At 64.5% G+C, this 22,972-nt stretch carries 19 protein-coding genes and 3 tRNA genes; 17 read left to right on the forward strand and 5 right to left on the reverse strand.

Annotated elements, in window-relative coordinates; all coding sequences use genetic code 11:
* Positions 1-94 precede the first annotated feature (94 nt).
* The 16 genes from leuB to HWQ56_RS07680 all read left to right on the forward strand — a co-directional run bounded on the left by leuB (position 95) and on the right by HWQ56_RS07680 (position 16,175).
* Positions 95-1,177 carry a 3-isopropylmalate dehydrogenase gene (gene leuB / locus HWQ56_RS07605; RefSeq protein ID WP_158154326.1) on the forward strand — a complete coding sequence of 361 codons (1,083 nt, stop codon included), beginning with the start codon at positions 95-97 and terminating at the stop codon, positions 1,175-1,177.
* A gap of 57 nt (positions 1,178-1,234) precedes the next feature.
* Positions 1,235-2,347 (forward strand): aspartate-semialdehyde dehydrogenase, encoded by a 1,113-nt coding sequence (gene asd, locus HWQ56_RS07610; protein ID WP_158154325.1) that lies wholly within the window; start codon positions 1,235-1,237, stop codon positions 2,345-2,347.
* 157 nt (positions 2,348-2,504) lie between these two features.
* The gene (locus HWQ56_RS07615) at positions 2,505-3,506 is read left to right on the forward strand and encodes an aspartate-semialdehyde dehydrogenase (RefSeq protein ID WP_176570129.1); all 1,002 of its coding nucleotides are present in this window, start codon (positions 2,505-2,507) and stop codon (positions 3,504-3,506) included.
* A 196-nt stretch (positions 3,507-3,702) separates the two neighbouring features.
* A complete protein-coding gene (locus HWQ56_RS07620) occupies positions 3,703-6,474 on the forward strand; it encodes a FimV/HubP family polar landmark protein (RefSeq protein WP_176570130.1) in 2,772 nt (923 codons plus the stop codon).
* 132 nt (positions 6,475-6,606) lie between these two features.
* Positions 6,607-7,431 carry a tRNA pseudouridine(38-40) synthase TruA gene (gene truA, locus HWQ56_RS07625; protein WP_158159148.1) on the forward strand — a complete coding sequence of 275 codons (825 nt, stop codon included), beginning with the start codon at positions 6,607-6,609 and terminating at the stop codon, positions 7,429-7,431.
* A gap of 61 nt (positions 7,432-7,492) precedes the next feature.
* Positions 7,493-8,116 carry a phosphoribosylanthranilate isomerase gene (locus HWQ56_RS07630; protein WP_158159134.1) on the forward strand — a complete coding sequence of 208 codons (624 nt, stop codon included), beginning with the start codon at positions 7,493-7,495 and terminating at the stop codon, positions 8,114-8,116.
* 243 nt (positions 8,117-8,359) lie between these two features.
* Positions 8,360-9,280 carry an acetyl-CoA carboxylase, carboxyltransferase subunit beta gene (gene accD / locus HWQ56_RS07635; protein WP_158159136.1) on the forward strand — a complete coding sequence of 307 codons (921 nt, stop codon included), beginning with the start codon at positions 8,360-8,362 and terminating at the stop codon, positions 9,278-9,280.
* A complete protein-coding gene (gene folC, locus HWQ56_RS07640; protein ID WP_176570131.1) occupies positions 9,277-10,584 on the forward strand; it encodes a bifunctional tetrahydrofolate synthase/dihydrofolate synthase in 1,308 nt (435 codons plus the stop codon). Before accD ends, folC begins: the two co-directional genes overlap by 4 nt.
* Positions 10,568-11,239 carry an SPOR domain-containing protein gene (locus HWQ56_RS07645; protein WP_158159139.1) on the forward strand — a complete coding sequence of 224 codons (672 nt, stop codon included), beginning with the start codon at positions 10,568-10,570 and terminating at the stop codon, positions 11,237-11,239. Before folC ends, HWQ56_RS07645 begins: the two co-directional genes overlap by 17 nt.
* Before the next feature lie 99 nt (positions 11,240-11,338).
* Complete coding sequence (locus HWQ56_RS07650) at positions 11,339-11,899, forward strand: CvpA family protein (RefSeq protein ID WP_158159141.1); 561 nt, start codon at positions 11,339-11,341, stop codon at positions 11,897-11,899.
* A 42-nt stretch (positions 11,900-11,941) separates the two neighbouring features.
* A complete protein-coding gene (gene purF / locus HWQ56_RS07655) occupies positions 11,942-13,447 on the forward strand; it encodes an amidophosphoribosyltransferase (protein WP_158159143.1) in 1,506 nt (501 codons plus the stop codon).
* A 201-nt stretch (positions 13,448-13,648) separates the two neighbouring features.
* Positions 13,649-14,863, forward strand: a complete 1,215-nt coding sequence (locus tag HWQ56_RS07660) for an O-succinylhomoserine sulfhydrylase (RefSeq protein ID WP_158159145.1) — start codon at positions 13,649-13,651, stop codon at positions 14,861-14,863.
* The gene (locus HWQ56_RS07665; RefSeq protein WP_176570132.1) at positions 14,860-15,636 is read left to right on the forward strand and encodes an SDR family oxidoreductase; all 777 of its coding nucleotides are present in this window, start codon (positions 14,860-14,862) and stop codon (positions 15,634-15,636) included. The genes HWQ56_RS07660 and HWQ56_RS07665 overlap by 4 nt, the downstream gene beginning before the upstream one ends.
* A 155-nt stretch (positions 15,637-15,791) precedes the next feature.
* Positions 15,792-15,867 (forward strand) — tRNA-Val (locus HWQ56_RS07670).
* Between the two features lie 60 nt (positions 15,868-15,927).
* Positions 15,928-16,004: transfer RNA gene (locus tag HWQ56_RS07675), tRNA-Asp, on the forward strand.
* Positions 16,005-16,098: 94 nt separating this feature from the next.
* Positions 16,099-16,175, forward strand: a tRNA-Asp gene (locus tag HWQ56_RS07680).
* 148 nt (positions 16,176-16,323) lie between these two features.
* Here HWQ56_RS07680 and HWQ56_RS07685 read toward each other — a convergent pair.
* The 4 genes from HWQ56_RS07685 to HWQ56_RS07700 all read right to left on the reverse strand — a co-directional run bounded on the left by HWQ56_RS07685 (position 16,324) and on the right by HWQ56_RS07700 (position 20,478).
* The gene (locus HWQ56_RS07685) at positions 16,324-18,432 is read right to left on the reverse strand and encodes a TonB-dependent siderophore receptor (protein WP_245217822.1); all 2,109 of its coding nucleotides are present in this window, start codon (positions 18,430-18,432) and stop codon (positions 16,324-16,326) included.
* Between the two features lie 291 nt (positions 18,433-18,723).
* On the reverse strand, positions 18,724-19,383 hold the full coding sequence (locus HWQ56_RS07690; protein ID WP_158153686.1) for a DUF799 domain-containing protein: 660 nt from the start codon (positions 19,381-19,383) through the stop codon (positions 18,724-18,726).
* The gene (locus HWQ56_RS07695; RefSeq protein WP_158153685.1) at positions 19,383-19,754 is read right to left on the reverse strand and encodes a DUF4810 domain-containing protein; all 372 of its coding nucleotides are present in this window, start codon (positions 19,752-19,754) and stop codon (positions 19,383-19,385) included. Before HWQ56_RS07695 ends, HWQ56_RS07690 begins: the two co-directional genes overlap by 1 nt.
* A gap of 40 nt (positions 19,755-19,794) precedes the next feature.
* Positions 19,795-20,478, reverse strand: a complete 684-nt coding sequence (locus HWQ56_RS07700; protein WP_158153684.1) for a CsgG/HfaB family protein — start codon at positions 20,476-20,478, stop codon at positions 19,795-19,797.
* Positions 20,479-20,778: 300 nt separating this feature from the next.
* On the opposite strand from HWQ56_RS07700, the gene HWQ56_RS07705 reads away from it, so the two are divergent.
* A complete protein-coding gene (locus HWQ56_RS07705) occupies positions 20,779-21,654 on the forward strand; it encodes a DUF2242 domain-containing protein (protein WP_176570133.1) in 876 nt (291 codons plus the stop codon).
* 273 nt (positions 21,655-21,927) lie between these two features.
* Here HWQ56_RS07705 and HWQ56_RS07710 read toward each other — a convergent pair whose 3' ends face one another.
* Entirely contained in the window at positions 21,928-22,968 is a 1,041-nt protein-coding gene (locus tag HWQ56_RS07710) for an AraC family transcriptional regulator (protein ID WP_158153682.1), read from the reverse strand.
* Positions 22,969-22,972 lie beyond the last annotated feature (4 nt).

Below are 22,972 nucleotides of genomic sequence, written 5' to 3' on the forward strand. Positions count from 1 at the left end.
GGCGGGGGGCATTTGCGATCCCTGTGGGCCCGGGCGAAGCTCGGGAAAGGCCCCCGCAGCACTTACCGAATAAACACAGCATCCCGAGGAAAGCATGAGCAAGCAGATTCTGATTCTCCCAGGCGACGGTATTGGCCCAGAAATCATGACCGAGGCGGTCAAGGTCCTGAACCTGGCCAACGACAAGTTCAGCCTGGGCTTCGAACTGCAGCACGACGTGATCGGTGGCGCCGCCATCGACAAGCACGGCGTGCCCCTGGCCGACGAGACGCTGGAACTGGCGCGCAAGGCCGATGCCGTGCTGCTGGGTGCAGTGGGTGGCCCGAAATGGGACAAGATCGAGCGCGACATTCGCCCGGAGCGCGGCCTGCTGAAGATTCGCGCGCAACTGGGCCTGTTCGGCAACCTGCGCCCGGCCATTCTGTACCCGCAACTGGCCGACGCTTCCAGCCTGAAGCCGGAAATCGTCGCGGGCCTGGACATCCTCATCGTCCGCGAGCTGACCGGCGGTATCTACTTCGGCGCCCCGCGTGGCAGCCGCGAGCTGGAGAATGGCGAGCGCCAGGCGTATGACACCCTGCCGTACAGCGAGAGTGAAATTCGCCGCATTGCCCGCGTCGGTTTCGACATGGCCCGTGTGCGCGGCAAGAAGCTGTGCTCCGTGGACAAAGCCAACGTGCTGGCTTCCAGCCAACTGTGGCGCGAAGTGGTCGAGGAAGTGGCCAAGGACTACCCGGACATCGAGCTGAGCCACATGTACGTGGACAACGCCGCCATGCAACTGGTGCGCGCGCCCAAGCAGTTCGACGTGATCGTCACTGACAACATGTTCGGTGACATCCTGTCGGACGAGGCTTCCATGCTCACCGGCTCCATCGGCATGCTGCCGTCGGCATCGCTGGATGCCAACAACAAGGGCATGTACGAGCCTTGCCACGGTTCGGCCCCGGACATCGCCGGACAGGGCATCGCCAACCCGCTGGCGACCATCCTGTCGGTTTCCATGATGCTGCGTTACAGCTTCAACCAGCAGGCCGCCGCCGACGCCATCGAGAAGGCCGTCAGCCTGGTTCTGGACCAGGGCCTGCGCACCGGCGACATCTGGTCGCAGGGTTGTGCACGCGTTGGCACGCAGGAAATGGGCGATGCAGTAGTCGCCGCGCTGCGGAATCTGTAATCTCTTGGGCCCGCTACAGCAGTAGCGGCCCACTTTTTTGTCAAAGGTGTAGTTGCGATGAAACGTGTAGGTCTGATCGGTTGGCGCGGTATGGTCGGTTCCGTGCTCATGCAGCGGATGCTGGAAGAGCAGGACTTCGATCTTATCGAGCCGGTGTTTTTCACCACTTCCAATGTCGGCGGCCAAGGCCCGGCGGTAGGCAAGGACATTGCCCCGCTCAAGGACGCTTACAGCATTGAAGAGTTGAAAACCCTCGACGTCATTCTGACCTGCCAGGGCGGCGACTACACCAGCGAGGTGTTCCCCAAGCTGCGTGAAGCCGGCTGGCAGGGCTACTGGATCGACGCCGCTTCCAGCCTGCGCATGCAGGATGACGCGGTCATCGTGCTGGACCCGGTCAACCGCAAGGTCATCGACCAGCAACTGGACGCCGGGACCAAGAACTACATCGGTGGCAACTGCACCGTCAGCCTGATGCTGATGGGCCTGGGCGGCCTGTTCGAAGCCGGCCTGGTGGAATGGATGAGCGCCATGACCTACCAGGCGGCCTCGGGCGCCGGTGCGCAGAACATGCGCGAGCTGATCAAGCAGATGGGCGCTACCCACGCCGCCGTGGCCGATGACCTGGCCAACCCGGCTAGCGCCATCCTGGACATCGACCGCAAGGTGGCCGAGGCCATGCGCAGCGAAGCCTACCCCACCGAAAACTTCGGTGTGCCGCTGGCTGGCAGCCTGATCCCGTGGATCGACAAGGAACTGCCCAACGGCCAGAGCCGCGAAGAGTGGAAGGCCCAGGCCGAGACCAACAAGATCCTGGGCCGCTTCAAGAGCCCTATCCCGGTCGACGGCATCTGCGTGCGCATCGGCGCCATGCGTTGCCACAGCCAGGCACTGACCATCAAGCTGAACAAGGACGTGCCGCTGGCCGACATCGAAGGCCTGATCAGCCAGCACAACCCCTGGGTCAAGCTGGTGCCGAACCAGCGTGAGATCAGCATGCAGGAGCTGAGCCCGACGAAAGTCACCGGCACCCTGAACATTCCGGTCGGCCGCCTGCGCAAGCTGAACATGGGCTCCCAGTACCTGGGCGCGTTCACCGTCGGTGACCAGCTGCTGTGGGGCGCGGCGGAGCCGCTGCGCCGCATGTTGCGGATTCTGCTGGAGCGGTGAGTTTGCTTTGATGTAACAGGAAACCCGTGCCTTCTGGCGCGGGTTTTTTGCTTTTTGGGGTGTGCGCCTGGACTTGAAGCCCCACCCAACCCCAAGACAACCAACCCGATTCCCTATAAAGTCGCGCCCCCCTGCCCAACACCTCGAGGATCCCACCATGCCCCAGCCTTTCGACATCGCCGTCATCGGCGCCACCGGTACCGTCGGCGAAACCCTGGTCCAGGTGCTCGAGGAACGCGATTTCCCTATCAAGGCCCTGCACCTGCTGGCCAGCATCGAATCCGCCGGTGCCTCGGTGCCGTACCGCGGCAAGAACGTGCGGGTGCGTGAAGTGGAACAATTCGACTTCAGCCAGGCGCGCATCGTCTTCTTCGCGGCCAGCCCTGCCGTGACCCGTAGCTTCGCGCCCCGTGCCGCGGCTGCCGGCTGTACCGTCATCGACCTGTCCGGCGACCTGGCCGTGCCCCATGTGGTCCCCGAGGCTAATGCCCAGGTGCTGGCGACCCTCAAAGCCCCGGTGCAAGTGGCCAGCCCCAGCAGCAGTGCAGTGGCCCTGGCGCTGGTACTGGCGCCGTTGCGTGAACAGTTGGGCCTGGTGAAGGTCAATGTCACCGTGGCCATGGCCGTGTCGGCCCTGGGCCGCGAGGCCGTCAGCGAGCTGGCGCGCCAGACCGCGGAGTTGCTCAACGCACGTCCCCTGGAACCGCGCGTCTTCGACCGCCAGGTGGCCTTCAACCTGCTGCCCCAGGTGGGCAAGGTGGACGCGCAGGGCCATGGGGTGCTGGAACGACGCCTGGTCAGCGAACTGCGCGAGCTGCTTGGCCTCCCTTTGTTAAAGATTTCCGTGACTTGCGTTCAAGCTCCGGTGTTTTTTGGCGATAGCCTCACTGTGTCGGTGCAGACCGAAAATCCGGTAGACCTGGTGGCGGTGAACAGCGCGCTGGACGGTGCTGAAGGTATCGAGCGAGTAGAGGAGGGCGACTACCCGACGCCGGTAGGTGACGCAGTCGGCCAGGATGTGGTCTATGTTGGTCGCGTACGCGGTGGTGTCGATGACCCCTGCGAACTCAACCTTTGGGCTACGCTCGATAACGTGCGCAAGGGCGCCGCGCTGAACGCCGTGCAACTGGCGGAGTTGTTGATAAAAGACCTGCTGTAAAAGATACTTGGCAACACTTTGCATAATGATTCAAGGCCCGGCGCCAGGCGCCGTGGCCGATTGCTTGAGGTGAGCTGCCGTCGGGGGCTTGCTGGGGCAGATTCAAGGGTGACCGTAGGGTCACCGCGGTATGCCTCAAGGCAGCTTTTCACTTCTCCTCGTTTGCCGGGGAAAATGTTCAAACAAGGATTAGGTCATGGTTCAAGTTCGCAAACTGGTGTTAGCAATAGCCGCCGCCTCGGCGCTGTCATCCGGTATGGCGCGTGCACTGGATCTGGGCGAAGTCACCTTGAAGTCGGCGGCCAACCAGCCACTGGTGGCCGAAATCGAGCTGCTCGACGTGCGCGACCTGGCGCCGGCCGACATCAAGGCCAGCCTGGCCGCGCCCGAAGAGTTCCAGAAGGCCGGCGTGAACCGCGAAGCGTTCCTCAATGACCTGACCTTTACCCCGGTGATCAACAGCGGCGGGCGCAGCGTTATCCGTGTCACCTCCCGGCAGCCGGTCAGCGAACCGATGCTCAAGTTCCTCGTGCAGGTGCTGTGGCCCAGTGGCCGGCTGTTGCGTGACTACAGTGTTCTGGTCGACGCGTCCAGGTTCGCCCCCCAGGGCGCGGCGCCCGTGCAGCCCACCACCACGCCTGCGGTCACCAGCCAGACCCAGGGGCGCGAAGGTGGCTATACCACCAACCGCCGTGACACCTTGTGGGAAATTGCCCAGAAGAACCCGGTGCCGGGTGCGTCGGTGCAGCAGACCATGCTGGCCATCCAGGCGTTGAACCCCGATGCCTTCGTGGCGGGTAACATCAACCGGCTCAAGACCGGCGAAGTGCTGCGCATGCCCACCCCGCAACAGGCCACGGCCCTGGGTCAGGGGCCGGCCATCGCCGAAGTGGCACGGCAGAACGCCGCCTGGCGGGAAGGCCGCCGCCTGGGCCCGCGCGCCCAGCAACTGGATGCGACCCGGCGCACGGGGACCGGCGACGCTCCGGCGCAGACCGAAGCGGGCGACAAGCTCAGCCTAGTGGCCGCCGACGGCAGCAATGGCCAGGGCAAGGCGGGCGACCGCCAGGCGCGCCTGGCCCAGGCCCAGGAGAACCTGGACGCCACCCGCCGCGACAATGCCGAGCTGAAAAGCCGCATGACCGATTTGCAGAGCCAGTTGGACAAGCTGCAGAAGCTGATCCAGCTCAAGAATGACCAACTGGCCAAGCTGGAAGCGGCCGGTGCCGCGGCGCCGGCCACGTCGGCCGCGGCTGACGCCACCCCGGCGACACCCGGCAGCGATGCGCCGGCGCCAGCGGTCAACGCGCAGCTGACCCCACCGCCCGCCACCGAGGCGCCAGCGACACCTGCCGCTGCCACCCCGGACGCCACACCCGCACCGACCGCCCCCGTGGCGGCCGAACCTGCGCCAGTGGAAGAAAAGCCGGGCCTGTTCTCGCGCCTGCTCACCAGCCCGATCATGCTCGGCCTGATCGCCGGTGCCGCGGTACTGATCCTGCTGTTGGCCGCGCTGCTGCTGGCACGCCGGCGCAAGGCGCAGCTGGAAGCCGAAAAACACATGCGCATGGCCCGTGCCCTGGCCGAGGAAAACGCCTTCACCGAAGACCTCGACCTGCCTGCCAGCAGTTTCGAGGGCCTGGAAACCCCGCCGCCCAGCGTGAAGCTGGCGCCGGCCATGGTGGCTGCTTCCGCCGCGGCAGCGGTAGCGGCCGCTGAGCCGGCCCCGGTGGTGGCGCACGCGCATTCGGACGTCATTCCCACGCCGCCGCTGCGTCCGGCCGCCGAGCCGGTAGCGCCGGCGCCCGTGGTCGAGCCGTTGGTGGCCCGGGTGATCGAGCCGTCCGCCACCACCGCGCCTCATGATGTGCTGGCCGAGGCCGACCGGTTGATCGCCGAGGGGCACTACAACCAGGCTGAAGACCTGCTCGAACCGGCCGTCAGCGCCGAACCGGAGCGCAGCGACCTGCGCCTGAAGCTGATGGAAGCCTATGCACACCAAGGTGACCGCAACGCGTTCATCAGCGAAGAGCGCAAGCTGGTCGCCAATGGCCAGAACCACGCGGCCGTCGAAGGCCTGAAGGCGCGTTTCCCGGCCATGCTCGGGGTGGCCATCGCCGCCGCCAGCGCAGCCGCCGTCGCCGCCGAACTGGATGCCCAGTACGTCAAGGACCTGTTGATGGACGAACCCGGTGCCGCCGACCCGATCGACGACACCTTCGACAGCGACTTCGACCTGAACCTGGACGACGAACTGACGGCTCCTGCCGAGCCGGACCTGGACATCGCCGATTTCGACGATGACCTGCTGCTCGACGAGCCACAACCCCTCGACCCGCCGGTCGCCGAGCCCCTGGCGTCCAGCCCCTCGGCGCTGGACGAAGACGACCTGGACTTCGAGGCTCTGCTGGCCGAACACGCCAAGCCGGTGGAAGAAGCGCCGCTGGACGACCTGACCGACTTCGACCTGGACGTGGCCGATGACGAGCCCGCCGTTCCCACCAAGGACCCGGAGCTGGGTGCGCCACTGGCCGATCTCGAGAGCGATCCGGACCTGGAGGCGCCCCAGGTGCCGCCGGCCCCGGTCGATGACCTGGAGCTGCCGGAAGACTTCGATTTGTCCCTGGCCGAGGAAATGGACAGCGCCGCTGACCAGCATGAAGCCAAGCTGGGCGATGTCAGTGCCGAACTGGACAGGTTGTCGGCCAGCCTGGAGCAGCCGCCCATCGCCGAGCCGTTCAAGGCGCCACCGGCGGAACTGGACAGCCTGGACGACCTGCCGCCGTTCGAAGACGACTTCGACTATCTGTCGGGCACCGATGAGGCCGCCACCAAACTGGACCTGGCCCGCGCCTACATCGAGATGGGCGACCACGACGGTGCACGCGACATCCTCGACGAAGTGGTCAAGGAAGGCACCGAAGGCCAGCAGACCGAAGCCCGCGAGATGCTTTCGCGCCTGGTGTAACGGCAGCGGCAAGGGGCAAGCTGCAAGCACTGCGCGTTGCCCCACTCGCTTTTAACTCGCAGCTTGAAGCGTCAGGCTTGAAGCTGCCCCTAAGGGAACAACGTGGACATTCTTCAAGAATCGGCCAGCGAAATCGCTGCCGATGGCTTCACCCGCATCGCCCTGGGCGTGGAATACAAGGGTTCGCGCTACCGCGGCTGGCAGCGCCAGGCCTCGGGCGTGCTGACCGTGCAGGAAACCCTGGAGAAGGCCCTTTCCATCGTCGCCGACTCGCCGGTGGACCTGATGTGTGCCGGGCGTACCGACGCCGGCGTGCACGCCTGCGGCCAGGTGGTGCATTTCGATACGCGCGCCGTGCGCTCCATGAAGGCCTGGACCATGGGCGCCAACATCAACCTGCCCCATGACATCAGCGTCACCTGGGCCCAGGAGATGCCGTCCAACTTTCACGCCCGCTTCAAGGCCATTGCCCGCCGCTACCGCTACGTGATCTACAACGACCAGATCCGCCCGGCGCATCTGGGTGAGGAGATCACCTGGAACCACCGCCCGCTGGACGTCGACCGCATGGCCCAGGCCGCCGAGTACCTGGTGGGCACCCATGATTTCAGTGCCTTCCGGGCGGGCCAGTGCCAGGCCAAGTCGCCGATCAAGCAGATGCACCACGTGCGCGTCAGCCGCCACGGCAAGATGATCGTGCTCGATATCCGTGCCAATGCCTTCCTGCACCACATGGTGCGCAACATCGCCGGCGTGCTGATGACCATCGGCGCCGGCGAGCGTCCGGTGGAGTGGATGCGCGAGGTGCTGGAAAGCCGCGAGCGCCGCAGCGGCGGTGTCACCGCGCACCCTTATGGCCTGTACCTCGTGCAAGTGGAATACCGCGACGAGTTCCCGCTGCCGGAGCGCTACATCGGCCCGCACTTCCTGACAGGCTTCGATACATTGCCGGGCTGACGGGCTGGAATGCATTTGCTAACATCCAAGGCTTTGGCGACTTCCTGAGGTTTTTCCGCATATGTCGGCCGTTCGCAGCAAAATCTGCGGTATTACTCGAATCGAAGACGCGCTGGCAGCGGCTGAGGCAGGTGCGCACGCCATCGGCCTGGTGTTCTACGCCAAAAGCCCCCGCGCGGTCACGGCCGAGCAGGCACGGGCCATCGTCGCCGCGTTGCCACCGTTCGTGACCACCGTGGGGCTGTTCGTCAATGCCAGCCGCTGCGAGTTGACGGAAATCCTCGAGGTGGTGCCCCTGGACCTGCTGCAGTTTCACGGTGACGAGACCCCGGCTGACTGCGAAGGCTACCACCGGCCCTACATCAAGGCCGTGCGGGTGCGCCCGGGTGAAGACCTGGAGGCCATTTGCAAGCAGTACGCCAATGCGCGGGGCATTTTGCTGGACACCTATGTCGCCGGCGTACCGGGTGGCACTGGCGAGGCGTTCGACTGGGGCCTGGTGCCCGAGCGTCTGAGCAAGCCGATCATCCTGGCCGGTGGCCTGTCGGCCGCCAACGTCGCCGAGGCCATCGCCCAGGTCAAACCCTACGCCGTGGATGTCAGCGGTGGGGTAGAGGTGGCCAAGGGCATCAAGGATGCGGACAAGATCGACGCGTTCATGCGTGCCGTTCGCAGCGCCGGGTAACGCAATTGCCTGCCCATCGGGAATAGGGAATGACTTCAGGGGATGTGACGGTTGCCATTCTGCCACCGTCCATACCTCTGGCAAGGCGATGGCGACCCATGGGTCGGCCGTCCTGAATTTGAAGATGGCGCGAGCGCACACGTGCAGTTCCCCATCCTTTACACGAATTAAATTGAGCTCAAGGGCATGCGCGGGACCTGTCACTGCGTGCGCAGGCGGTCCCCGGTACTGGAGAAAGAAAGCATGAGCAACTGGTTGGTAGACAAACTGATCCCTTCGATCATGCGTTCCGAGGTGAAGAAAAGCTCGGTCCCTGAAGGCTTGTGGCACAAGTGCCCGTCCTGCGAGGCGGTGCTGTACCGTCCCGAGCTGGAAAAGACCCTGGACGTTTGCCCCAAGTGCAACCACCACATGCGCATCGGCGCGCGTGCACGCCTGGACATTTTCCTGGACGCCGAAGGCCGTAACGAGCTGGGCGCCGACCTGGAGCCGGTAGACCGCCTGAAATTCCGCGACGGCAAGAAATACAAGGACCGCCTGGTCGCGGCGCAGAAGCAGACCGGCGAGAAAGACGCGCTGATTTCCATCAGCGGCACCCTGCTGGGCATGCCGGTGGTGTGCAGTGCCTTCGAGTTCTCCTTCATGGGGGGTTCCATGGGCGCCATCGTCGGCGAGCGCTTCGTGCGCGCGGCCAACTATGCCCTGGAAAACCGCTGCCCGATGGTCTGCTTCGCCGCTTCCGGCGGTGCGCGCATGCAGGAAGCGCTGATCTCGCTGATGCAGATGGCCAAGACCTCGGCCGTGCTGGCGCGCTTGCGTGAGGAAGGCTTGCCGTTCATCTCCGTGCTGACCGACCCGGTGTACGGTGGCGTTTCCGCTTCCCTGGCCATGCTGGGTGACGTGATCGTCGCCGAGCCCAAAGCGCTGGTGGGCTTCGCCGGCCCACGCGTGATCGAACAGACCGTGCGCGAAAAACTGCCCGAAGGCTTCCAGCGCAGTGAGTTCCTGCTGGAACACGGCGCCATCGACATGATCATTTCCCGTCAGGAACTGCGCCCACGCCTGGGCAGCCTGCTGGCGCAAATGATGGGCCTGCCGACGCCAACCTTCGTCGCCGCGCCTGTCGAGCCGATGGTCGTGCCACCGGCGCCTGCCACCGTATGACCGAACGTACCCTGGGCGAGTGGCTCGCTTATCTGGAGCAGTTGCACCCGGCGGCCATCGACATGGGCCTGGACCGCTGCCAGCAAGTGCTGGCGCGGCTGGGGCTGGGTCGCCTGGCGCCTCGGGTCATTACCGTCACCGGTACCAACGGCAAGGGTTCCACCTGTGCCTTTGTCGCCTCGCTGCTCAAGGCCCAGGGCCTGAAGGTTGGCGTCTACGCGTCGCCGCACCTGCTGCGTTACAACGAGCGGGTGCTGATCGATGGCGTCGAAGTCGACGATGCCCGGCTGTGCGAGGCCTTCGCGGCGCTCGAAGCGGCCCGTGGCGAGATTTCCCTCACCTACTTCGAAATGGGCACCCTGGCGGCCTTCTGGCTGTTCAAGCAGGCCGGGCTCGACGCCGTGGTGCTGGAAGTGGGCCTGGGTGGGCGGCTGGATGCCGTCAACCTGATCGATGCCGACCTGTCGCTGATCACCAGCGTGGGCCTGGACCACGCCGATTACCTGGGTAACACCCGCGAATCGGTGGGTTTCGAGAAAGCGGGTATCCTGCGTGCCGGGCGCCCGGCGCTGTGCGGCGACCTGGAGCCGCCGCACACGGTGCTCGACAAGGTGGCCGAGCTGGCGTGCCCATTCTTCCTGCGTGGCCAGGACTATGACCTGGCCATCGGTGACAACCAGTGGCAGTGGCGCGGCCGCGACCTGGATGGCCAGCCGGTGGTGCTGGACGGCCTGCCGTTGCTGGACCTGCCCATGGAAAACGCCGCGTTGGCGCTGCAGGCCTACCGCCTCACAGGCCTGCCCTGGGATGCGCCGCAACTGGTCGCGGCCTTGCTGGCGACCCGGGTCATGGGGCGCCTGGACCGGCGCCAGGTGGTGTGGCAAGGCAAGCGCCTGAACCTGTTGCTGGACGTGGGCCACAACCCGCACGCTGCCGAGTACCTGGCCCGGCGCCTGGCCAGCAAGCCGCCGGCTGGCCGCCGCCTGGCGGTGTTCGGCCTGCTGGCCGACAAGGACCTGCACGGCGTGCTGGCACCTCTGGCAAGCCTTGTCGGCCACTGGGCGGTCACGCCGCTGCCAACCTCGCGTACTCGCCCGGCCGCCGAGCTTGAACAGGCGCTGGCGAACCTTGGTGCGTCGGTGACGTCCTATGCCAGCGTTGCCGAGGCCATCGAGGCCCAGTGCGCGCAGGCGACGGTCGAGGATGAAATCCTGCTGTTCGGATCTTTTTATTGTGTCGGCGAGGCCCTGGAATGGCTGGCGCGGCATGCCACGGAGGAAGTTGCGGATGGCTTTGCTGGATAACGTGTTCAAGCAGCGAATGGTCGGTGCCCTGGTGCTGATCGCCTTGGCGGTGATCTTCCTGCCGATGCTGTTTTCCCGTCAGGACGAGCAGCGCCAGGTGCGTGTCGACGCGCCTGAGGCGCCCCAGGCGCCGGTTGTCCAGCAGGTCAAGGTCGAGCCGGTGCCGGTCCCTGAACAGCAGAACCTGCCCCAGGACGCCGAGTCGGTGGAGGCCCAGGCGGCCCCCACTGCGCCACCGCCCTCCATGCCTGTGGCCCCGGCACCGCCTGCGCCACCTTCCCAGCGCGCTCCCGTGCAGACTCAGGCCCAGGCCCCTGCGCCGGCACCCAAGCCAGCACCCGTTGCCAAGCCGGCTCCCGCCCCGGCGCCCGTGGCCAAGGCCGACCCTGCCGCCAGCAAGATCGACGCCAATGGTCTGCCCGTCAGCTGGGCCGTGCAGTTGGCCAGCCTGTCCAACCGCGCCAGCGCCGACAGCCTGCAGAAAAGCCTGCGCAGCCAGGGCTATAATGCCTATGTACGTTCGGCCGATGGCATGAACCGGGTCTTCGTCGGGCCGCTGATCGAGCGTGCCGAGGCCGAGCGCCTGCGTGACCTGATCAGCCGCCAGCAGAACGTCAAGGGCTTCGTGGTGAGGTTCCAGCCCGAACGCAACTGACTGGCCGGGCGCTTTACCGCAATGCCCCGACAATCATTGCTTACCCAGAAGGCGGCGCTCTGCTAAAATGCGCCGCCTTATCCGTTTGCAGGCTGCACCGTGGCATTTACCTGGGTTGACTGGGCGATACTCGCGATTATCGCCATCTCCGCTTTGATCAGCTTGAAGCGCGGCTTCGTCAAGGAAGCCTTGTCTCTGCTCACCTGGATCATTGCCGGTGCGGTCGCCTGGATGTTCGGAGGCGCTTTGTCCCAGTACCTGGAAGGCTACATCCAGACACCTTCGGCCCGCGTCATCGCTGGCTGCGCCATCCTGTTCGTCGCCACGCTGCTGGTCGGCGCCATGGTCAACTTTCTCATTGGTGAACTGATCCGCGTGACCGGCCTGTCCGGTACCGATCGGTTCCTGGGCACCGCTTTCGGCGCGGCGCGCGGCGGCCTGCTGGTGGTCGTCGGCGTCGGGCTGCTGAGCCTGGGCCCGTTTCAACAAGACACCTGGTGGCAGCAGTCTCGGCTGGTGCCCCAATTTCTATTGGTCGCCGACTGGTCGAAAAACCTCGTTCTGGGGATGACCAGCCAGTGGCTCGCCAGCGGGATCAGCTCACCCGTTGATCTTCCGTTCAAGGACCAGCTCTTTCCTGCCGCCGCCAAGGGGCAGTGAAGGGTTGTTCAGTTCAGATTCATTAAGTAGGGGTTGCGTCGCATGTGTGGCATCGTCGGTATCGTCGGTAAGTCGAACGTCAATCAGGCGCTGTATGACGCGCTAACCGTCCTCCAGCACCGCGGCCAGGACGCTGCCGGTATTGTGACCAGCCATGATGGCCGGTTATTCCTGCGCAAGGACAACGGGTTGGTGCGTGATGTTTTCCAGCAGCGCCATATGCAGCGCCTGGTGGGCAACATGGGGATCGGCCACGTCCGTTACCCGACCGCGGGCAGCTCGACCTCGGCCGAGGCCCAGCCGTTCTACGTCAACTCGCCGTATGGCATCACCCTGGCGCACAACGGCAACCTGACCAACGTTGAACAGTTGGCCAAGGAAATCTACGAATCGGACCTGCGTCACGTCAACACCAGCTCCGACTCCGAAGTGCTGCTCAACGTGTTCGCCCACGAGCTGGCGGTGCGCGGCAAGCTGCAGCCCACCGAGGAAGACGTGTTCGCTGCCGTCGCCGACGTGCACAAGCGCTGCCGTGGCGGCTACGCCGTGGTGGCCATGATCACCGGCTACGGCATCGTCGGTTTCCGCGACCCGAACGCCATCCGCCCGATCGTCTTCGGCCAGCGCCACACCGACGAAGGCGTGGAGTACATGATCGCCTCCGAGAGCGTGTCCCTGGACGTGCTGGGCTTCACCCTGATCCGCGACCTGGCCCCGGGCGAAGCGGTGTACATCACCGAAGACGGCAAGCTGCACACCCGCCAGTGCGCGCCGAACCCGAAATACGCACCGTGCATCTTCGAACACGTGTACCTGGCGCGTCCGGACTCGATCATCGACGGCATCTCGGTCTACAAGGCGCGCCTGCGCATGGGCGAGAAGCTGGCCGACAAGATCCTGCGCGAGCGTCCGGACCACGACATCGACGTGGTCATCCCTATTCCGGACACCAGCCGCACCGCGGCGCTGGAACTGGCCAACCACCTGGGCGTGAAATTCCGCGAAGGCTTCGTCAAGAACCGCTACATCGGCCGTACCTTCATCATGCCCGGCCAGGCCGCGCGCAAGAAATCGGTCCGCCAGAAGCTCAATGCCATCGAGCTGGAATTCCGCGGCAAGAACGTGATGCTGGTGGACGACTCGATCGTGCGCGGCACCACCTGCAAGCAGATCATCCAGATGGCGCGCGAAGCGGGCGCCAAGAACGTCTACTTCTGTTCCGCCGCCCCGGCCGTTCGCTATCCGAACGTCTACGGCATCGACATGCCAAGCGCCCACGAACTGATCGCCCACAACCGCAGCACCCAGGAAGTGGCCGACCTGATCGGCGCCGACTGGCTGATCTACCAGGACCTGCCGGACCTGATCGACGCCGTGGGTGGCGGCAAGGTCAAGATCGAGCATTTCGACTGCGCGGTGTTCGACGGCCAGTACGTCACCGGTGACATCGACGACAAGTACCTGAACAAGATCGAACAGGCGCGTAACGATGCCTCGAAGATCAAGACCCAGGCTGTCAGCGCGATCATTGATCTGTACAACAACTGATCGATAGCCTTCGCTCAAGCGCCCGGGCCTCTGCAAAGAGCCCGGGCGTTTTTGCTTGTTCGACCGGGCGAAGCACGGGAGCGCCGCACTGCGCTGCAACGGCCCCCCCTCTGGCCTTTTCCTGAGCTTCGCCTGGTCCCACATGAATTTGGTAGACTCGTCACCCTGCGTTTTCTATCTATCAGCTTTAGGAGTAGCGGCATGACACAGGAATGGGACGCCGGGCGACTGGACAGCGATCTGGAAGGGGTCAGCTTCGACACCCTGGCCGTGCGCGCCGGTCAGCACCGCACGCCGGAAGGCGAACACAGCGACCCGCTGTTCTTCACTTCCAGCTACGTTTTCCGCACCGCTGCCGATGCCGCGGCGCGGTTTGCCGGTGAAGTGCCGGGCAATGTCTATTCGCGCTACACCAACCCGACCGTGCGTTCCTTCGAAGAGCGCATCGCCGCCCTGGAAGGCGCCGAGCAGGCTGTGGGCTTTGCCACCGGCATGGCGGCGATCACCGCCGTGGCCATGGGCCTGTGCAGCGCAGGCGACCACGTGCTGATCTCCCAGAGCGTGTTCGGCTCCACCATCAGCCTGTTCGACAAGTACTTCAAGCGCTTCGGTATTGAAGTGGAATACGTGCCGCTGGCCGACCTGAAAGGGTGGGAAGCCGCTATCAAGCCCAACACCAAGCTGCTGTTCGTCGAGTCGCCGTCCAACCCGCTGGCCGAACTGGTGGATATCACGGCCCTGGCCGAGATCGCCCATGCCAAGGGCACCCTGCTGGTGGTGGACAACTGCTTCAGCACCCCGGCATTGCAACAGCCGCTGAAACTGGGCGCCGACATTGTCGTGCACTCGGCGACCAAGTTCATCGATGGCCAGGGCCGTTGCATGGGCGGCGTGGTCGCCGGCCGCGCCGAGCACATGAAGGAAATGGTCGGCGTGGTGCGTACCGCCGGTGCGTCCCTCAGCCCGTTCAACGCCTGGATCTTCCTCAAGGGCCTGGAAACCCTGAACCTGCGCATGCGCGCCCATTGCGCCAGTGCCCAGGCCCTGGCCGAGTGGCTGGAGCAGCAGGATGGCATCGAGAAGGTGCACTACGCCGGGTTGCCCAGCCACCCGCAGCACGAACTGGCCAAGCGTCAGATGCGCGGCGGCTTCGGTGGCGTGGTCAGCTTCGAGGTGAAGGGGGGCAAGGAGGGCGCCTGGCGCTTCATCGACGCCACACGCCTGATCTCCATCACTGCCAACCTGGGTGACAGCAAGACCACCATCACCCACCCTGGCACCACCTCCCACGGGCGCCTGTCGCCTGCCGAGCGTGAGGCGGCGGGTATCCGCGACAGCCTGATCCGTGTCGCGGTAGGCCTGGAAGACGTCGGCGACCTGCAAGCCGACCTCGCGCGCGGCCTGGCGGCATTGTGATCGACTGGTCCACGAAAAGCGCCAGCCACAACGGGCGGGTGGCGCTGGTCACCGGCGCGGCGCGGGGCATCGGCCTGGGCATCGCTGCCTGGCTGATCGCCGAGGGTTGGCAGGTGGTGCTCACCGACCTCGACCGCGTGCGTGGGCCGAAAGTGGCCGGCGCCCTGGGCGAGAACGCGGTGTTCATCGCCATGGACGTGGCCGACGAGGCCCAGGTGAAAGCCGGCGTGGCCCAGGTACTGGGCCAGTTCGGCCGGCTGGACGCGCTGGTCTGCAATGCAGCCATCACCGACCCGCACAATGCCACGCTGGAGACGCTGGCGCTGGAGAAATGGAACCGGGTACTGGCGGTGAACCTGGGCGGGCCGATGTTGCTGGCCAAGCATTGCGCGCCCTACCTGCGCGCCCACTGTGGGGCCATCGTCAACCTGGCCTCGACACGGGCGCGTCAGTCCGAAGCCGACACCGAGGCCTACGCGGCCAGCAAGGGCGGCCTGGTGGCCCTGACCCACGCCCTGGCCATCAGCCTGGGGCCGGAGATCCGGGTCAATGCCGTGAGCCCGGGCTGGATCGATGCCCGCGACCCCTCCGAGCGCCGCGCCGCACCCCTGAGCGATGCCGACCATGCCCAGCACCCCACCGGGCGCGTGGGCACGGTCGACGATGTCGCGGCATTGGTAGCCTGGCTGCTGTCGCGCAACGCCGGTTTCGTCACCGGGCAGGAGTTCGTGGTGGATGGCGGCATGACCCGCAAGATGATCTACCAGGAATAACGGGGCCGGGGGCGTACTTGACGCGGCGAGGTCCGCCGCGACGGGTCAGCCCCAGGCCTTGGCGTCGCGGCAGTGACTCTTTCGAAAAAACTTCAATAAAGTTATTGACTTACCTTCGATAGCTGCGTAAAGTTCGCGTCATTGGAGAGGCAAGCGGGTGATTAGCTCAGCTGGGAGAGCATCTGCCTTACAAGCAGAGGGTCGGCGGTTCGATCCCGTCATCACCCACCACTCTGATCCTCTTCTTCCCAAGAGGGGAAGCCTTGTTACTGAGAAGGCATCCAGCACTGCGCAGCGGTAGTTCAGTCGGTTAGAATACCGGCCTGTCACGCCGGGGGTCGCGGGTTCGAGTCCCGTCCGCTGCGCCATTTTCACCTGATTCGGCCATGCCGGGTCAGAGATCGATAAACTCGAAAGTTTTCGGTCAGCCCCGTTTCAACTGCACGCAAGTGCAAGCGATACGCAGCGGTAGTTCAGTCGGTTAGAATACCGGCCTGTCACGCCGGGGGTCGCGGGTTCGAGTCCCGTCCGCTGCGCCATACAAAGCTTCGAGGCCCTTGAACTCCTTGAAGCACAGAGAAAGCGACCTTCGGGTCGCTTTTTTTGTGCCTGCGATTTTATCCGTCCCCTTGGTGGGGCGCCCTTGGCGAGCGGGCCTGATCAACAGGCCCGCGTGCAGCAGGTGAATCAGTACTTCCAGCTGACCGACGCCGTGACGTTGCGCGGGGCGCCATAGTTGCTGGCGGTGCCGCTGTACAGCGACAGCAGGTATTTACGGTCGGTGATGTTGTTGACGTTCAACGACGTGCTCCAGTGGCTGTCGATGTCGTAGCTGGCCATCAGGTCGACCAGGCCATAGGCGTTCTGGCGGATGTCGCTGTACGAGGTGTTCTGCACAGCGCTCTGCCAGCTTACACGAGTACCGACACGTGCCTGTGGCAAGCCTGGCAGGCGGTAGGTGGCCATGGCGTGGACGCTGTGAGTCGGTACGTATTTGCGGGCTGTGTCGCCGTCGGCATCTTCGATGTGCACGTAGGTGTAACCCGCCAGCACGTCCAGCCCAGGCAGCGCCTCGCCGGATGCCTCCAGTTCCACCCCGCGGCTGCGGTAGTCGGCGGTGGCGTAGCGATACTGGCCGTTTTCGAACACGTAGTTGCTGGTGTCGACGACGTTGTCTTGCTTGGTCTTGAACACCGCTGCCTGCAGCTTCAGGCGGTTGTCCATCACGGTACCTTTCACGCCGGCTTCCAGGCTCTTGCCTTCCAGCGGGGCAACCACTTTGCCATCCAGGCCGACGGTTGCGTATTGCGGATTGAAGATTTGGGTCCAGCTGGTGTAGACGCTCCACTGCGGGTTCAGGTCGTAGACCAGGCCGGTGTAGGGCGTGACCTTGCCGTGTACGCGCAGGTAGTGATCGGAGCCGTAGTCGTTGCCTGAGCCGTCGGTGCTGAGCATGCGCGCACCGGCAATCCAGTGCAGGTCATCGGCCAGGCTGAAGCGTGCGCCAACGAATGCACTTTTTTGCGTGTCGACGAAATTCTGCGCGCCAGCATCGCTGGTGTACGTGAAGTCCGGCTCCGGCATGTTGCCGGCCAGGAGTTGAGAGTACGAGGTATCGAAATAATTGGCGTCGGCCGCGTCGTATTCACGGGCCTTTTGGTGGGTGCGACCGTAGCTCACGCCGAACGTCAGTTCGTGTTCGCGGCCAAACAGGCTGAACGGGCCGGATGCTTTCGCTTCACCCACCATTTCGTGAGCCTTGCTGCTGGTCTGCCCGGCATACACGGTGGCGTCGTCGTCAATCACCGATCCAACGTACAGCATGCTGGTGTTCTGGTATTCGGTGGTGCCGGTCGCGGTGACGGTACCGCTCCAGCCGTTGCCGAAGTCATGCTTGAGCTCGGCGAAGGCACGCTGGGTGTGCATGTTCCAGTAGGTCCACGGCTGGCCTACGCTGGTGCTGCGGCCGCTGTAGTGGATAGGGGTGTTGTTTTCGTCCACCAGCGGCAGGTTACCCCAACTGCTGCCATTGGAATCGCTGTTGTGCTGCGAGAAACCGACCGTCAGGGTGTCTGCATCCGTGAGGTCGAATGCCAGCAAGCCGGCCGCCACGTTGCGTTCGTGGCTGTAGCGGTCGAGGTAGGAGTTGCCCTTGTCATGGGCATAGATGAAGCGCCCGCGCACGTTGCCGGTGGGCGTCAGCGGCCCGGACACGTCAACGTCCACGCGGCGTTCGTCCCAGGAGCCGACGCTGGTGTCGATCTGCGCCTGGAAGGTGTCGGTGGGGCGTTTGCGAACGAAGTTGACGGTGGCCGAGGGGTTGCCCGTGCCGCTCATCAAGCCATTGGCGCCGTGCAGCACATCCACCTGCTCGAATTCGGCCATGTCCTGCTCGCCGACCAGCAAGGTCTGGGCGAAGGGCATGCCCATGCCGTCGTATTCGAAGGTACCGATGTCGAACCCGCGCGACGTGAACTCAGTGCGGTCAGTCTCCGACTGCTCGACGGTGACCGACGGTGCGGAGCGCAAGGCATCCTTGATGCCGTTGATCTTGTAGTCATCCATCTGGTCGCGGGTGATGGTGGTGATCGCCTGGGGCGTTTCCTTGTCGGTCAGCCCCAACTTCGTGGTACTGGTAGCCGGTTGTCCCTTGTAACCTTGTGTTTGCGCTTCATCCTGAAGGGCATTGTCCTGGATCTGCGTGGACGGCAGGGTGATCGTGTCAGCAGCATGGACGACAGGGAGGGCGCAGCAGGCGCCGACCAGCAGCAGGCTGGCAGGGAGGTGACGGCTCAAGGGAGTGCTTCCTGGTGGTTGTCAGTAACTCTGAATACGAGTGTTAATGAGAAACGGAATCAGATACTAGCAACGCTTTGACGCTTTTTTCACATTCTTTTACAAAATGCCATCAGTATTTTTGTAATAAGGTGGATACACGGTGCTTGTCATGCATATTGCGCATGGCAATGCGTGGGCTCATGCGCTGGGCGCTGGGCGCGAATTAGGAAGGCATGGGTTGCAAGCCGCCGCCAGGCCGTGACGAGGCCTGGCGGTGCTGATTGCCTGTGCGCAGGCAAAGAGGGGGGATCAGTCCGTGCCGTACTTGGGCGATCGTGGACCATACAGCAGGGCGTTGGGGTGCCCGGCCGAGAGCAGCCGGGCGCTGGTCAACCCGGCGATCGGGTAACCGGCGTCGGTGCTGCTGTTGATGATCTGCTTGACCGCCGCCGTGATCAGCATGCCGATGATGCCGCCGCCGCTGTTGTTCTGGCCTTCTTCGCTGGAAGCGCTGGCCAGGCCGGTCCACAGGGTGGTGCCGGTCTTGAGGTCGACCAAGCTCGCGCTGGCGGTGACGATGGTGGCACTGCTGAGCACCATGTACTTGGTACCGTAGTCAGTCACTTTCACGTACAGCGCTGCGTCGGCACCGAAGATCGAGCGCAGCTTCGCGGCGGGCACCTGGCTGATCTCGGCCGCGTTGTTCAGGCCGTTCTGCTTGAAGGTCTCGTCCACCAATGCCACGGGCATCACGTAGTAGCCGGCCTCTGCCAACGGGAAGGTCACCTGGCTCATCATGCTGTAGGTGGCCGTGACGTCCGGCGATTCATTGACCGGCGGCAGGACCAGGATCGAGTGCGGGCGCGCGGCCTTGAAGGCGGTGTAATCGAGGTTTTTCGCCGGCCCGGCGCAACCGCCCAGCAGGGCGAGGGCCAGAAGTGCGACGGTGGGTTTGAACAGGCGCAGCATTATTGGTTCGCTCCGTGCGTGGCGTTCTTGATCAGGAAGTCCATGTAGGCGCCGGACTCAGGGAACAGGGCCTTTTCCTGTTCGAACTGCTGAACCATCTGCCCGTTTTTTCCCAAGCTCGAATACAGCAACCCCAGTTGGGCATGGTAGCCAGGGGGTGGCGTGCCGTTCTTGGCGCGGATCTTTTCCAGGTCAGCTTCCAGGGCCAACGCCTGTTGTTCCTTGGATTCGCCCTTGAAGTACTCGTGTACCTGGCCCTGGTAGCCTTCCCACTGGTAAAGGGTCTTGGGCTGCTGCGCGCAACCGGCCAGCACGGTGCCGGCGATGAGAGTAATGGCCAGCCCGAAGCGTGGCGTGAAGGTGTTGCCCATGACGAATGATGCTCCCTGTCAATGTTTGCCGAAGAACGCCTCAGGGGCGGGTGGGTTGCCAGCTGCCGTTGTCGACGGCTTCAACCAGGCGGTTGACGGCTTCGCGCATGGCCAGGTCCAGGACCTTGCCGTTGAGGGTCGAGTCATAGCTGGCGGTCCCGCCAAAGCCGATCACTTCGCGGTTGGACAGGGCGTATTCGCCCGCGCCCTGGGTGGAATACACCACTTCGGAGGTGCTGATGTTGACGATGTTCAACGCCACCTTGGCGTAAGCGATCTGGGTCTTGCCGCGGCCCAGGATGCCGAACAGCTGGTGGTCGCCCACTTCCTTGCGGCCGAACTCGGTCACGTCGCCGGTCACGACATAGTCGGCGCCCTTGAGCCGCTGGGCCTGGCCCTTGATGGCCGCTTCCTGGGCGATCTCGCCCATGTTGTCGCGGTCCAGCACATTGAAGCGGTTGGTCTGCTGCAGGTGGGTGATCAACACCGTCTTGGCCTGGCTGCCGAGCCGGTCGATGCCGTCGGAGAAGATGCCGCGCATGTAGCTGGAGCGGTTGTCGAACTTGCCCACCGCAATCGGCGAACGGGGGCCCGCATACGGGCGCCCGGCGCTTTCCACCTTGGCCACGCTCAGGGCCTGGGAGCTTTCAGTGGCGCAACCACCGGTCAGAGTAAGTGTCAGGGCGGCAAGGCTCAGGCACAGGCCACGAGTAACAATTTTCAAACGGTATCTCCTGATAAAAACATGATCTTCCTGAAGGCGTTGCAGCGCTATTTCCCTCGGCCCGCAGGAATTGGATGCGGTGCTGTCCGGTGTTTCGGAGGGAATGTGTATCAAAGGCGACGCATCCTACCGGGGTGGGCGACCGGTGTCATACGTCTTTACATCCAGGCCATGCGTCGAATGGAACTTTTACCGCGGCGCTGGTCGTAGTAGGGTTGCAGGTCGTCTAAAACTCATTTCACGCGCGTTGTCTCTCCGTTGTGAGGCACAATAGAGGCTGATTTTTGCCCAGGATTCGCAATGTATAAGTCACTGAGCTTGAGTGCCCCGCGGTTGGGGTGTGCTTTGGCGTTTTCGCTGGCCGCCCTGAGCGGCTGTTCGTCGAACAAACCGGCCATGTACGAACACGAGGATTTCTCGGATTCGGGCACCTACTCGCGCAACTATCCGGTCAGCGATTCCTCGTCCTGCGAGGCCGCCCGGCGTGCGCTGCTCAGCCAGGGCTATATCATCACCAGCAGTGATCCCAAGCAGCTCAGTGGCCACAAAAGCTTCCAGCAGACGGGCGAAACCCACATGGAGATCAGCTTCAACGTCACCTGTGCGGCAGATGGCAACGCCAACCAGACCTCGACCATGTTCGCCAACGCCCTGCAGGACCGGTACGCGCTGAAGAAAGTCAACAACTCCGCCAGCCTCGGGGTGGGTGTGCTGGGTTCGGTATCGATGCCCATTGGCTCCACCGACGACTCCATGGTCAAGGTGGCCAGCGAAACCGTGACCTCGGCCAAGTTCTATGACCGCTATTTCGCCCTCGTGGACACCTACCTGCCGGCCGAGGCGAAAAAGGCTGCGCACATTGTCGACAAGCCCAAGGCCGACCTGGGCGTGCCGGAGCCGAAGGCCGAGCCCAAGCCTGACGCCAAGGCCGACGAGAAACCACAGGCCACGGCCGAGGCCGCCAAGCCCGCCGAGCCAGTGGCCGCGGCCGCGCCGAGCCCAGCGCCAGCTGCCGCGACCCCGGAACCGGCCGCCACCCCCGCCCAAGGCTCGCAGCCAGTGACGCCGCCCGCTGAGGCCGCGCCTATCACCCCGGCACCGACCACCAGCGACACCACCGCCCCTGCGGCTGCTACCCCGGCAGCCACTGAAACACCAGCGGCCACCACGCCGTAGCCAACCCAGCTTGCCGGCGAACAATGCGACGCGGTCCCCCGGGCATACCGCGCTGCACGCTTGGCTGGCAAGCCAGTTCCCACACGGGCTAAATCCCGCCAGTCCTCACTCGTTCCTGCTCTTGATCGGCGTCATTTTTTATTCACGGCCAGGCGCTATCCTGCCCTGACACCCAAAGAGAGGACATGAGCAATGGATGAGTACCAGGAAGAACTGCTGGAATCGCGCGCGGTGGAACTGGACCCGCTGGAACCCGCTGAAGACGCTACAGAGCTATAACCCTCGCACACTCAAGCGCCGGTATTCCCCTGGCGTCTGCCCCTTCCAGCGCTTGAACGCGCGCGCAAAGGCTTCGGCCGATGCAAACCCCAACAGATAGGCGATTTCGCCGAAGGCCAACTCCGTGTCACGGATGTAGGCCATGGCCAGGTCGCGCCGCGTGTCGTTGAGGATGGCGCGGAACTGCGTGCCTTCGTCCGCCAGTTTGCGCCGCAGTGTCCAGGTGGGCAGTTTCAGGCGCGCCGCCACTTCCTCCAGGTCCGGTTCCCGCCCGCCGTCCAGTAGCGGGCCCAGCAGTTGGGTGATGCGTTCGCGCAGGCTGCGGGTGCGGGTCAGTTGCTCCAGTTCCTGTTCGCAGAGGTCGAGCAGGTACCGGTAGGTGCTGGGGCAGTGGTCAGGGTTGCGCAGGGCCAGGCTGGCCAGGCTCAGGCGCAGTTGGTTGTGCTCGGCGCCGAAGGTCACCGGGCCGCTGCTCAGGGCCTGGTACAGCGCAGCGTAGGGCGGGGTCTCATATTCCACGTCCATGCGTTCGGCGTGCAGTGTCTGCCCGCACAGGGTGCTCAGTTGCTGCAGCCAGCCGCCCAGCACCGAGTCCACCACGAAGCGGTTGTAGGCGTTGTAGGGGCTGATGGAGTAGAAGCGTAGCCAGGCGCCGCGCGAGTCCTCGTGCAGGCTGGGCTGGCCACGGTAATTGAATTGGTTCAGCGGTGCGAAGCGGATCAGCGTGCGCGCGGCCTCGCGCACTGTCGGCGCCTGGGCAGCCGTTACGCCGGCAAGGCCTGCCTGGGCCATGCGGCAAGCCTGCGCCATGCACAACCCCAGCGCCGGGTTGCCGGTGAGCTGGATGGCGGCATGGCCCAGGCGCATGTAACGCGGGATCGACAGGCGCGCACCGGCCTCGCCCAGGCGTACCGGATCCAGGCCATACTGCAGCAGCAGCGGGGCAGGGTCCAGGCCGTGGCTGGCCACGGCGTCGGCCAGGCTATGGATAAAGCCGACGGAGAGATCCCCCAGTCTCACGGGCGGGCTGGGCATGGGC

Origin of the sequence: Pseudomonas eucalypticola, from assembly GCF_013374995.1 — a bacterium.
In the GTDB taxonomy this organism is placed as follows: Bacteria; Pseudomonadota; Gammaproteobacteria; order Pseudomonadales; family Pseudomonadaceae; genus Aquipseudomonas; species Aquipseudomonas eucalypticola.